Here is a 12,268-nt window from a genome sequence, read left to right as displayed (position 1 = left end):
CGTCTCATGGATGTCAGGAAGCGAGATTCTTCGTTTTTGTCGCGGAGAGTGTGTTTTTCGTGATCGGGCATTTCTGCGCATTCGCGAGCCATGGCGCCGATTCGATCTCTATGGGAAAGATCAGCGCGGCGTGCATCAGAATGGCGTTCTCCGCGGTCATGCATTCGATACTCCATTTGCCGGACGGAAGTTTGGCCACGAAGCGGCCGGTCTCCGTGCGCGCAACAGAGACGGTGATCGTTCTGGCTGTTGACCCATGCCGGACCGTGGCGAACACTATCCCCGGGATTGAGCCCGTTCTTTGCTCGACATGCATCGATCGGTTCCCCTCGTCTTCTGCTGAGAGCCAGCAGGCGTTGAGTGTCCGACATAAATCTGAATCAATCGTAAACGGGCCCGAAGAAATCATGAGGAGTCCGGACGCGTCGAACCGTGAGGAGCGGCATGGCTGACAGTGATGCGATCGCGGCCGGGTTTTCCCATATCGCCAACGCGAATCTGGCGGAAGCGGAAGCCTGTTTCACTATGGCTCTCCGGGAAAGGCCCGGCCATGCGGAGGCGATACACGGCCTCGCCTGCGTGGCGCTGGCGCGCGGTTTGCCCGGCCTCGCGATCGGTCACGCCGGGCAGGCGATCGCCGTTCCGGTGCTCACTCATGAACAGACATCGCGTTTCCATCGTACGCTCGGGGAGGCGTTAAGCGGCGCGGGGCATGACGAAGCCGCGCGGGCTGCCCTCGCGGTCGCCGTCATGTTTCGCCCGGGCGATCCGTATGCTCACGCCCGTCTCGGGCAGAGCCTTGTGCGGCTGAATCGCCGGGAGGAGGCCGAGGCGGCGTTCACTCGGGCGGTGGACCTCGCTCCGGCGGATGTCGGCGTGCGACAGGCTCTGGCGGTCCATTATTTTGAAAATCGGTCGTTTTCCCTTGCCCTGCCGCATTTTCGGGTCATTTGCCGCCTTCTCCCGAACGATCCGGCGGCCTGGGCCAATCTCGGAGCGACGCTCATCGAGGTTGCGGCGTTCAGCGAAGCCCGAACGGTGCTTGAACACGCGGTGAATTTGGGACGCCCCAGCGTCGAGACGGTCCATAATCTCGGGATCGCCCTGACAGCGCTCGGATTTTATCAGCAGGCCGTCGCGGCGTTCGACGAAGCTCTGACCGATGCGCCGCAGGATGCGCGCGTTCTGAACAGCAAGGGGGCCTGCTTGGCGGAATATGGCGAATATGACGCCGCCGAGCGCCTGTTGCATCAGGTCGTGGAAATGGAAAATCCTGTCGAAACGGCCCGTGCGCTCTTCACATTGGGTACGATCGATCTCGGGCGCGGGACTATGGCGCGCGGCTGGAAACGCTTCGAAGAACGGCATGCGCTTCCGGGCGCACGACCTGCTGACGGCGGGACATGGGACGGCCAGCCGACGAACCAGGTCGTGACGGTGCATGCCGAGCAGGGCTTGGGCGATACGATCCAGTTCTTGCGCTTCATTCCGATGGCGGCCGAAAGGGCGCCCCTGATGCTGGATCTTCCGGAGCAGGTCGTGCCGTTGCTTGAACGGATGCCGGCCATGCGCGACGTGCCGGATGGCCGCGTGCGTGTGGGGCGCGGAACGGGCGCGCGCGCCGGCTTGCTGAGTCTCCCCGTTCTGCTCGGGCTGAACGGCCCTCCCGCCGATGCGCCGTATCTGGATGTCCCGTTCTCACCATCAGCACGGCGCAGGCGGGTGGGTCTGTCTTGGGCAGGCAATCCCACCTATCGCTTCGATGCACGGCGCTCGCTCGATTTCGATCAACTCGCGCCGATTCTCGCCGTGCCGGGGATAGAGTTCGTCTGTCTGCAAAAGGACGCGTCGCCGGAGAGCCGAGGAGGCATGATCTGTCCGCCGCTGGATGATCTCGGCGATCTGGCGGACGCGATCGCCGGGTGTGATCTGGTGATCGGTGTCGACAGCCTGGTGATTCATCTCGCGGGGGCCATGGGACATCCTGCGTGGCTGCTCAATCGCCTCGGGGGCGACTGGCGGTGGCGCGGGCCGCGCTGGTATCGCTCCGTTCGGATTTTCAACGTCGATACGCTCGAGCCCCCGCCGACATGCTGGAACGGGTTGATCCGGCGCATCGGGCAGGAACTCGCGGCGTTTTCAGGCGGCGGAAACCGTGAGTGAATCGCGCTCCCGCAGGACATCGAGAATCGCGGCGCGCACGGCCGCGATGCGCTTGTCATCCGTCAGCTTGAGCCCGAACAGATCCCGCACATAGAAGACATCCACCGCGCGAATGCCGTAGGTGGTGACATGGGCCGAGGCGATTTGCAGTGACTGCTCGCTGATCGCCTGGGTCACGTCGTGCAGAAGGCCCGCGCGGTCCCGACCGTTCACTTCGATGACGGTATGGCGGTCCGAGGCATTGTTGTCGATCACCACGCGCGGCGGGACATGGATGGCGCGCACGCGTCGTCCCGGATGACGATGAATGTTCGCGCGCTCGATCTCGCGGTCCACATTCAGCTTGCCCGCCAGGGACTGTTCCACCAGCGTATGCAGCCGCGTCAATTGCTGCGGCGTTTCGAAGGCGCTGCCGAACGGGTCCTGCACCCAGAACGTATCCAGCGCCATGCCGTCGGACAATGTATGGATGCGCGCATCGACGATGGAGGCTCCTGCCACCGCCAATGCGCCGGCGATACGGCTGAACAATCCGGGATGATCGGCGCTCAGGATCGTGATTTCCGTCACGTCCCGCGAGGGGATGGGCAGGGCTTCGATAGTCAGCGGGGCGTCGTCGATATCGGACTCGATGACGAGCCGGGCATGGCGCATATGAGTGTCGGCATCGAAGCCGAGCCAGTATCCCGCATAGCCGAGATTCAGGAAATGCTCGATCTTTTCCTTGGACAGGCCTTGCTTGACCAGGCCGTCCCGCGCCAGTTCCTTGGCCCGTTCCACACGCACGTCGCGCTCTTCCGCGGCCATTCCGCCTTCGAGCACTTCCGCGACGCGGGTGTGGATTTCGCGCAGCAATGTGGCCTTCCACGCGTTCCAGACCGTCGGATTGACGGCGCGCATATCGGCGATCGTCAGCAGGAACAGGAGGCGGAGGCGTTCGGGCGACTGGATGGTGTCAGCGAGATCGAGGATGGTGCGCGGATCGTCGATATCGCGCCGGAAGGCCGTCTGACTGAGCAGCAGATGATGCAGGACCAGCCAGGAGACGGTTTCGGTCTCCTCCATGTCGAGGCCGAGGGCGGGACAGAGATGGAGCGCGACTTCGGACCCGAGTTCGGAATGATCGCCCCCGCGCCCCTTCGCGATATCGTGGATCAGCGTCGCGATATACAGCGCGCGGCGTGACTGGATGTCATGCGCCAGCGTATAGGCGAGCGGAATTTCATCCGCCATCTTTCCCTGTTCGATAAGCCCGAGGACTCTCAGCGCCTCGATACTGTGAATATCGACCGTATAGATATGGTAGGTGTCGAACTGCATTTGTCCGACGATGCGGGACCAGTCGGGCAGAAGCGCGCCGAGCAGCCCCGTTTCGCTCAATAACGCCGCCCAGTCGGCGCCGCTGGACATGATCCCGCGATCCTCCGCCTCCTCCGCGCCTGTAGGCTGACAGAGCAGGCTCGCGACGATGCGCGTCGCCGCAGGATCGGCGCGCAGGGCGATTCCCTGGCGTTCATGCCGGATGAGCTGCTGCCGGACCAGAGGGTGGAGTCGCAGCCCGTGTCGGCGCGCGCAATCGAGCAGCGCGATCATGCGGCCCGGCTCGGTCTCGAAACGGTTATCCGGCTTCGGGGCGAGTTGTCCCTCCAGCATTTGCCCGTCGCAGGCGTCCAGTTCCGCCGCGAGCCTCTCGCCGACGGGGTCCGGCGCCGGAAGGCCGAGGAGATGTCCCATGATGGCCGGTTCGAGCACCTGCGTCAGGCGGCTGACCTCGCGGGCGGTCAGGAAATAATGCCGCATGAACCGTTCGACGCCGACCTGGCGTCCGTGACCCGTATATCCCATACGACCGCCGACGACGGGCTGCATGTCGAACAGGAGGCGCTCATCGGCGCGGCCCGCGATGTAATGAAGATGGATGCGGACCGTCCAGAGGAAGTTCCAGGCGCGACGGGCGCGATTGGCCTCCTGCGCCGTCAGAAGGCCGCAGGAGGTGAAGACCGGATCATCCTGCGTTGCCGCCGGGTTGAGGCCGGACGGCCCGAGTGCCGCGCGGCACATCCAGTTCAGCGTCTGGAGATCGCGCAGGCCGCCGGGCCCTTCCTTCACATTGGGCTCGACCATATGCGGATTGGCCGAAAACCTCAGATGGCGCATCTCGCGCTCGTTCATCTTCTCGCGGATGAACGTTGCGGCGGCCGCCCGGTCGGGATTGAAATGCTGGCCGAATTCCTCGTAGAGCGCGCGAGATCCCCAAAGCCGTCTCGCGTCGAGCAATGTCGTGCGAATGGTCAGATCATCGGCCGCCGCTTGCAAGCAGCCTTCGACGGATCGCGTGGCATGCCCGACGCGCAGGCCAAGATCCCACAGAAAATAAAGGATATATTCGATCTGCGCCGTGACGTCCGGCGTCAGCGGATCGACCGTGAGGAACAGCAGGTCGATATCGCTGAACGGGGCCAGCAGCCCGGCGCCGTAGCCGCCGGTGGCGCAGATGCAGAAAGAGGGCGCGTCCGCCGCGCCGTGCTTCGTGCTGACGAACTGCGCGAGCGTCGCGATGACGCCGTCGGTCAGGGCCGCCAGCGTTCCGGCCGCAGCGATTCCCTTCATTTTCCGCGTCTCGAACAGACGGCGGATCTCGCCATAATGACGGCCGAGATGGCGACGGAAAATGCCGATCGCCTCCTCTCTCGCGATTTCCCCCACGCCGCCCGCCGCGGTCATCGCCGTGGCAAGATGGTGCCGCATGTCGTTTGCATTCGTCGAGATCGGGTCGCGCATCAAATTCCGTCAGTCATGCCGGGCAAGGGGATCAGGGGACAGGGCAGAGCGTCGGCCATCCTCACGCCAAAGGCCCATTCTGTTCAAGCAGGAGTTTCTTGAGATCGTAAAGCGTCTGGAGCGCCTCGCGAGGTGACATCGCATCGGGGTCCATGCGCTCCACCACTTCCCGCAGCCGATCCGGCGGGGGTGCCCTGTCGCGCTCCTGGCCCGTCTCGTCTTCTTCCGCTCTCGCCGTGTCGTCGAAGAGCGGCAGGGACGGGCGCATCTGCGCGTGATCGCGTTCGAGCGCGCTCAGCAATCGCGCCGCCCGGCGCACGACTGGCGGTGGCACGCCCGCGAGTTGCGCCACATGCACGCCCCAGCTCTTGCGGGCCGCGCCGGGCCGTACCTCGTGCTGGAAGATCACCTTCCCCTGCCATTCCCGCACCGCCATCGTGTAGGGCGTGAGACGGGGCATGGAATCCGTGAGCGCGCCGAGTTCATGGAAATGCGTGGCGAAAATCGTGCGGGCGCCGAGTTGGGAATGGAGGCTTTCCAGCGTCGCCCAGGCGATGGCGAGCCCGTCCAGCGTCGCGGTGCCGCGCCCGATCTCATCCACGACGACAAGCGAGCGCGGCCCCGCCTGACGCAGGATCGCCGCCGTCTCGGTCATCTCCACCATGAAGGTCGAGCGTCCGCGCGCCAGATCGTCGGCGGCGCCGACACGGGAAAAGAGACGATCCACCAGCCCGATCCGCGCCTTTTCGGCGGGGACGGGGAGGCCCGCCTGGGCCAGGATCACGGCCAGCGCCGTCTGGCGCAGGAAGGTGGATTTGCCCGCCATGTTCGGGCCGGTCAGCAGCATGACGCGGCGATCGGGCGGCAAAGCGCAGTCATTCGGCACAAAGCGCGCGCCGGAGTCGAGAGCGGCCTCCACCACCGGATGGCGGCAGGCGCGCAACTCGAAACTCTGGTCCTCAGTGATGTCCGGGCAGCACCAGTCGCCGCCCTGCGCGATTGCTGCGGCGGATTGCAGCGCGTCGGCCAGAGCGAACAGCCGCGCGATTTCCGGCAGCGCCGCGATGCCGATCGTCTGCGCCACCAGACCGTTGAAGATCTGCCGCTCCAGCGTCGCCGCGCGTTCGCCCGCCTCGAGGATCGCGCGGTCCAGCTCCGCCAGCTCGCCGGTGGAAAACCGGGCGAGACTCGCCGTTCCCTGCCGGAGGGTCACCTCCGGCCTGTCGCGCAGACGGGCGGCGGCGGCGGCGGGAACCTCTATGACGAAGCCGAGTTGCGCGTGATGGCGTATCTTGAGGTTGGAAAGGCCAAAGGCCGCGGCGTAGCGGGATTGCAGCGCCGCGACGTGTTTGCGGCTGTCGTCGCGCAGGGCGCGATAGCGATCCAGGTCGGCGTCGAAACCCGGCGCGATGACGCCGCCGTCGTCGAGCCGGGCGGGAAGTGCTTCGGCCAGCGCGGCTTCAAGCTGGGCCAGAAGAGCGTCGGCCCGGCCGAACAGACCGCCGAGAATGGCGCGGATCAGCTTCGGCGTGTGGTCGTCGCATTGCGGCCGCAGCATGTCCACGCAGGCATTCGCCGCGAGCAGCGCATCGCGGATCGCGGCCAGATCGCGCGGCTGGCCGCGTCCTGCGGAGAGGCGGCCGAGCGCGCGTTCCATATCGGGAACCCGGCGCAGCAATCCGGCGAGCGCGGCGCGTAACGGCGGTGCTGCGGCGAGCCAGCGCCAGGCCTCCTGCCGGTCGAGGATCAGTGTCCGTTCCGTGCTGGGTCCCGCGATCCAGCTCGCCAGAAGCCGTGCGCCGGCTGCCGTGACCGTTCGATCAACGGCGGCGAAAAGCGTGTGCTCCGTCGTTCCGTCACGCGCCTGCAACAAATCCAGACTGGCCCGCGTGGCGGGATCGAGGCCCAGCGTGCCGCGCTCCCCCAACGGCGTCGGACGGGCGAGGCGTGGAATCGTCCCTGCCTGACTGCGCCGCACATAGGTCAGGATGGCGGCGCAGGCGAGGATTTCCTCGGTTGCATACTCGCCCAACACGCCGATCTGCGGGACGCCGAACGTCTCCGCGACGACACGTTCTGCCGCGTCGGCGCGCAGCGGGGCGGCAGGGGGAGCGAGGCGCGGCAGGAACTCAGGCGGCACCAGAGCGTCGTCGGCCAGGATTTCGGCCGGGTCGAGCCGGGCGAGGAGTTCCGGCAGGGCTTCGGTTTCGAGGCTTTGCGTCTCGAAAAGACCTGTGGAGATGTCGATCCAGGCCGCGCCGACATGCGCGGCGGCGCTATCGCCCCGTCCGGGCCGCGATGCGAGCGCCAGGAGCAGGTTGGGCCGCTGGGCGTCGAGAAGTTCGTCCTCGGTCAGCGTGCCGGGAGAAATGACGCGAATGACCGCCCGGGACAGGGGGCCTTTCAGAGGTTTTCCACCCGCTTTGGGGGAAGACTGTGTCTGTTCGGCCACAGCCACGCGATAACCGTGCCGAATCAGCCGGGCGAGATAGGCCTGGGCCGCCGCCACGGGCACGCCGCACATGGGAATCGGCTGGCCGGCGTGCTGGCCGCGCGTGGTGAGGGCGATGTCGAGCGCCGTGGCGGCGGCTTCGGCGTCGCCGAAGAAGAGTTCGTAGAAATCGCCCATGCGAAAGAACAGCAGGGATTCGGGCTCCTGAGCCTTGAGGGCGAACCATTGCGCCATGGCCGGAGTCGCGCCCTCAGGAGAGGGAGAGGGTGGAATGGGCGCGGTCATTCTTTTCGCGTGTTCGTCATGACTGAATTTCTACCCACCCCGGCCGCCTATTGGAACAGCAATGATAGGTGCGAAGTATTAATCGGGACTTAATCGCGCCGGAAACTTCCGCTCGTCCCTCTTTCAGGCGCGGGTCTTCGAAGGGCGCGGGACGATGGTGGGGTGCAGGAAAGCGTTGAGCAGGGTGAGCGTCAGGAGCACCACCGCCGCCGCACCGACCACGGCGATCAGCGCGGGCGCCAGATTCCCGCCGAACATCTCGGAAATCCTGTTCTGAAGGAGTGCGTTGCTGGCCGCGATCAGGTTGCCGCACTGATAGGCGAGGCCGGGGAAGGTGGCGCGGACGGAAGCGGGCGACAATTCGCTGAGATAGGCGGGCACGACTCCCCATGCGCCCTGCACGCAGAACTGCACGCCGATCGCGCCCAGAGCCAGCCAGAAGGGAGAATGCGGCAATGTCCAGAGAGGCAGCAGCGGCAGGACGGCGAAGGCGCCGATGGCGATGGCGAACTGCCGTCCGATCCGTTGCGAGAGCGCGCCGAACACCAGGCCGCCGAGAATCGCGGAGACATTGTAGAGCACGACGATGAGGGTGACGGTCGACGGCGTCAGCCCGCGTTGCAGGCGGAGGAAGAGCTTGGGATAGAGATCCTGCGAGCCATGGCTGAAGAAGGTGAAGGCCGTCATCAGCGCGACGGCGAACAGCCACAGGGACATGTTCCCGCGGATCACCGCCAGCAGGCCCGGACCGTCGGCATGGGTCGCGCCCCGTGCGAGGCGGCCGCGCCACTCGGGACTTTCCGGAATGCGAATCCAGATATAGATCGCCACGAAAATCGCAGCGCTGCCCATGATGTAGAGCCCGCGCCAGCCGACGACCGGCAGAAGCAGGTACATCAGGGACGCCAGCAGGTAGCCTGCCGGATAACCGGCTTGCAGCAGGCCGGACGACCATCCGCGCCAGGCGGCCGGCACGCTTTCCATGATGAGCGAGGTGCCGACCCCCCATTGGCCGCCCAGCGCGATGCCGAACAGGGCGCGCAGAAGGAGAAAGACCGTCAGGCTGGGAGCGAAGGACGAGGCGACCTCGATCAGTGAATAGATGGTGATCGTCGCGATCATGACGGGTTTGCGCCCGTAACGATCTGCGCCGCGCCCGCAGAGAAACGCGCCGATGGGGCGTGTGAGCAGGGTGAGGGTGGGCGCCCAGAGGATCGCGCCGATGCTCGCGTGATAACTGTTCGCCACATTGTCCAGCGTGAAGAGCACGATGAAGAAATCGCAGGCGTCGAGCATCCATCCCAGGAACGATGCGGCGACGACATGACACGCCGTCGCGCGGTCGATCGTGGGGAAAATGCGGTCGCTCATCATGCAGTCCCGGGCCGGTGAAGGAAGTTCCTCTGCCTTTGGCCCATCTCGCAACGGGGGACAACCCTGCTCAGCTCCGGCGAAGCCGCCGGAGCATGCCGCGCGGGGCCGCGATCCCCATAAGCGCGAGCAGGAGGAGATAGAGCGCGCCGGACATGCCGATCAGCGCGGCGAGGGCGGACATCCGCGCCAGGCCGGGCCAGGCGACGAGGCCCGGCGTGAGGTGACGGGCGGCGGCCCAGGCCACGCCGCCCATGACGACCGAGGCCGCGCTCATCTTGCCCAGCCGCGCGAGCAGGGTCGGCGACGGGCGGAAGACGTTCCGCCGATGGAGGATGACGGCGAAGATCCCGGCCTGGACGGTCGCGGCGAGGGCGCTGGCGAGCGGTGGCCCGACATGGGCCAGCGGACGGAAGAACAGGAGGTTCAGAACGAGATTCAACCCGATGGACAGGAAACCGATCATGACCGGAGTGCGGGTGTCGCCATGGGCGTAGAAGCCTGGCGTCAGCAGCTTGAGCAGCACGAAGGCGGGCAGGCCGATGGCGTAGGCGGTCAGGGATTGCGACGAGGCGATGACGTCATGCGTGGTGAAATGCCCGTAGCCGAACAATCCCGCCATGATTCCGGGGGCGAGCGCGATCAGGCCGATGCAGGCGGGCAGGGTGAGCAGGGCGGTATAGTCGATGGCGTTGTTCAGCGCCGTGTGGCCCTCCGGCGTTTCGTTCCGTGCGGCGTGGCGGGCGAGGGCGGGCAGCAGCGTCGTGCCCGCCGCGGCGCCCAGCACGCCGAGGGGCAGTTGGGTGAGGCGATCGGCGAAATATATCCAGCCGATCGATCCCGCCGGAAGATAGGAAGCAATATTCGTGTTGATGACGAGGTTGATCTGCGTGCTGCTGGAGCCGATCAGCCCGAAGCCGAGGCGCTTCAGCATGTCGCGCATGGTCGCGGTCAGGCGGGGGAGGCCGGGAACGAGCGTGATGCCCGCGCGCCGGGCGGACCAGAGAAGCAGGCCGAGCTGCACCACGCCGGAAATCGTGAGACCCCAGGCGCTGCACAGCGCCGTGTCGCCCAGCCAGTAGGCGCCGATCAGGATCGACACGATCCCGACCACGTTGAAGCTGGCATAGGCCGCCGCCGCCATGGTGAAGCGGTTCAGCGCATTCAGCACGCCGGCGGCGAGGGCTGCGATGCAGATCAGCACGAGATAGGGGAAGGTGATGCGCGAAAGCGTGACGACGAGATCGAAGCGTTCGCCGCCGACCGTAAAGCCGGAGGCGAGAAGCCGCACCACCCAGGGCATGAAGATTTCGCCCAGAATCGCCAGGAACAGCAGCCATCCCGTCAGCGCGCCCATGACGGAGGCGGCGAAGCGCCGGGCCTCGTCATGCCCGTCGCGTTCCAGCTTCGCGGTGAAGATCGGCACGAAGGCCGCGTTGAACGCGCCCTCGCCGAACAAGCTGCGGAACATGTTGGGCAGGCGGAACGCCACCAGCAGCGCGTCCTGTGTCGGGCCCGCCCCGAGATACCGTGCGAGCATCTGGTCGCGCAGAAGGCCGAGCACGCGCGAGACCATCGTCCAGCCGCCGACGGTGAGGAGAGTCCTGAGCATGGGCGACGTTATTAAAGGGGTTTCGCCGCTTCGCCCAGCCGCTCCCGGCGGAATATAAGCGGCGGAATATGCGTGTCAGCGCATCCCGACGCAGACGGAAAAGACGACGAAGCAGAGGATCGCGGCACCGAAGGAGAGATAGCTGGTATGGAAATTATTGTCGTCATCCATCCAGGTGTAGTGCAGCGCCAGAGCGACGAAGGCGTGGGCGAGGATGATGCTGACGACCATCGCGATGATGCGCAGACGGACTTTCCCGTGCTCGCGCACGGCCTTGTCGCCGACGGCATCGGCATTGGCGGCGGGGGAGGCGGAGTTGAGAGCGACAACGCCATCGGCTGCGGTCATGATCGTCGTTCCTTAAGAGCGGTGCCCGATCCCTGTCAGGCGTGTCCCTGATCGGAGCCGGTATAGATCGGCGGCGCGACGGTTAACAGTTTTTCTTCATGAAAGATATGCAACTTACATAAATTTGTTAATTGATATCGGCCTAGCTGAGCCCGGTGAAAAGAGTCGTGGAGAGATAGCGCTCGGCGAAGGACGGCGCGATGGCGACGATCGTGCGGCCTTCATGCTCCGATTGCGCCGCCAGTTGCAGGGCGGCGTAAAGCGCGGCTCCGGAAGATATGCCGATCGGAATCCCCTCGACGCGCGCGCAACGCCGCGCCGTGGCGAGTGCGTCGCGTTCGGAAATATCGAGCACGCCGTCGAGCGCCTTGAGATCGAGCGTGTGAGGACAGAAGCCGGGGCCGATTCCCTGGATTCCGTGCGGGCCCGGCTCGTCGCCGTTGAGCACCGCGCTTTCGGCGGGCTCGACGCCATAGACTTTCAGGCCGGGCTTGCGCGGTTTCAGCGCATGGGCGATGCCCGAGGCCGTGCCGCCGGTGCCGAGCCCGGCGACCACGCAATCGACCTCGCCCGAAGTGTCCGTCCAGATTTCCTCGGCCGTCGTCATTGCGTGGACCGCGGGATTGGCGTCGTTCTGGAACTGGCTCGGCATCCAGGCGTCGGGCAGGGCTTTCACCAGATCCTCGGCGCGGCGGATGGCCCCGCCCATGCCGAGATTGGCGGGCGTAAGCTCAAGCTGCACGTCCATGAGGCGCAGCATCTTGCGGCGTTCGATGGACGCGCTTTCCGGCATGGCGACGATCAGGCGGTAGCCCATGGCGGCGGCCGCGAAGGCGAGGGAAATGCCGGTATTGCCGGAGGTAGGTTCGACGAGGACGGTCTTGCCGGGTGTGATGTCCCCTCTCGCCTCCGCATCGCGCAGCATCGCGACGCCGATGCGGTCCTTTACCGAGCCGAGAGGATTGAAGAATTCCAGCTTCAGAAGAACGCGCGCCTTGAGCCCGTCCTGCGCCGTCAGGCGAGGGAGCGCGACCAGCGGCGTGCCGCCGACGGTTTCGGTGATGGAGTCGTAGACACGGCCGCGCGGGGCGGCGAAATCGGCGGCAAGGCGGCCGGGGGGGGGCGCTTTTTTCACGAGGCTCTCTCGGTCGGTCAAGGAATATATCACGAATTCCTGTGATATATTCCTTCGGCGCCGGAAAGGAAACCATGCATGGCGGACACGCATTTTTTGGAAAGCGCCGTCATTCGTAATA

Annotated in this window: 8 protein-coding genes; 1 reads left to right on the top strand and 7 read right to left on the bottom strand. The window is 65.7% G+C overall.

Features of this window, described 5'->3' with window-relative positions:
• Positions 1-13: 13 nt before the first annotated feature.
• Positions 14-316, bottom strand: a complete 303-nt coding sequence (locus tag EDC31_RS02140; RefSeq protein WP_042057637.1) for a hypothetical protein — start codon at positions 314-316, stop codon at positions 14-16.
• Positions 317-444: 128 nt separating this feature from the next.
• Here EDC31_RS02140 and EDC31_RS02135 point away from each other — a divergent pair, with 128 nt between their 5' ends.
• Complete coding sequence (locus tag EDC31_RS02135; protein ID WP_052511811.1) at positions 445-2,163, top strand: tetratricopeptide repeat protein; 1,719 nt, start codon at positions 445-447, stop codon at positions 2,161-2,163.
• Here the strand turns inward: EDC31_RS02135 and EDC31_RS02130 are convergent.
• The 6 genes from EDC31_RS02130 to cysK all read right to left on the bottom strand — a co-directional run bounded on the left by EDC31_RS02130 (position 2,140) and on the right by cysK (position 12,147).
• Entirely contained in the window at positions 2,140-4,944 is a 2,805-nt protein-coding gene (locus EDC31_RS02130; RefSeq protein ID WP_042057636.1) for a [protein-PII] uridylyltransferase, read from the bottom strand. The two genes, EDC31_RS02135 and EDC31_RS02130, sit on opposite strands and share 24 nt — an antisense overlap.
• Before the next feature lie 61 nt (positions 4,945-5,005).
• The gene (gene mutS, locus EDC31_RS02125; RefSeq protein ID WP_243697788.1) at positions 5,006-7,681 is read right to left on the bottom strand and encodes a DNA mismatch repair protein MutS; all 2,676 of its coding nucleotides are present in this window, start codon (positions 7,679-7,681) and stop codon (positions 5,006-5,008) included.
• Between the two features lie 123 nt (positions 7,682-7,804).
• Complete coding sequence (locus EDC31_RS02120) at positions 7,805-9,052, bottom strand: MFS transporter (RefSeq protein WP_239641565.1); 1,248 nt, start codon at positions 9,050-9,052, stop codon at positions 7,805-7,807.
• A gap of 70 nt (positions 9,053-9,122) precedes the next feature.
• Complete coding sequence (gene murJ, locus EDC31_RS02115; protein WP_042056723.1) at positions 9,123-10,664, bottom strand: murein biosynthesis integral membrane protein MurJ; 1,542 nt, start codon at positions 10,662-10,664, stop codon at positions 9,123-9,125.
• A gap of 75 nt (positions 10,665-10,739) precedes the next feature.
• Positions 10,740-11,012 carry a hypothetical protein gene (locus EDC31_RS02110; RefSeq protein WP_052511699.1) on the bottom strand — a complete coding sequence of 91 codons (273 nt, stop codon included), beginning with the start codon at positions 11,010-11,012 and terminating at the stop codon, positions 10,740-10,742.
• Between the two features lie 142 nt (positions 11,013-11,154).
• Positions 11,155-12,147, bottom strand: a complete 993-nt coding sequence (gene cysK / locus EDC31_RS02105) for a cysteine synthase A (protein WP_042056774.1) — start codon at positions 12,145-12,147, stop codon at positions 11,155-11,157.
• Between the last annotated feature and the right edge of the window lie 121 nt (positions 12,148-12,268).

The sequence above is a fragment of the Acidomonas methanolica genome, assembly GCF_004346035.1.
Classification (GTDB): domain Bacteria; phylum Pseudomonadota; class Alphaproteobacteria; order Acetobacterales; family Acetobacteraceae; genus Acidomonas; species Acidomonas methanolica.
This window is presented reverse-complemented; position numbering and strand designations above follow the sequence as displayed.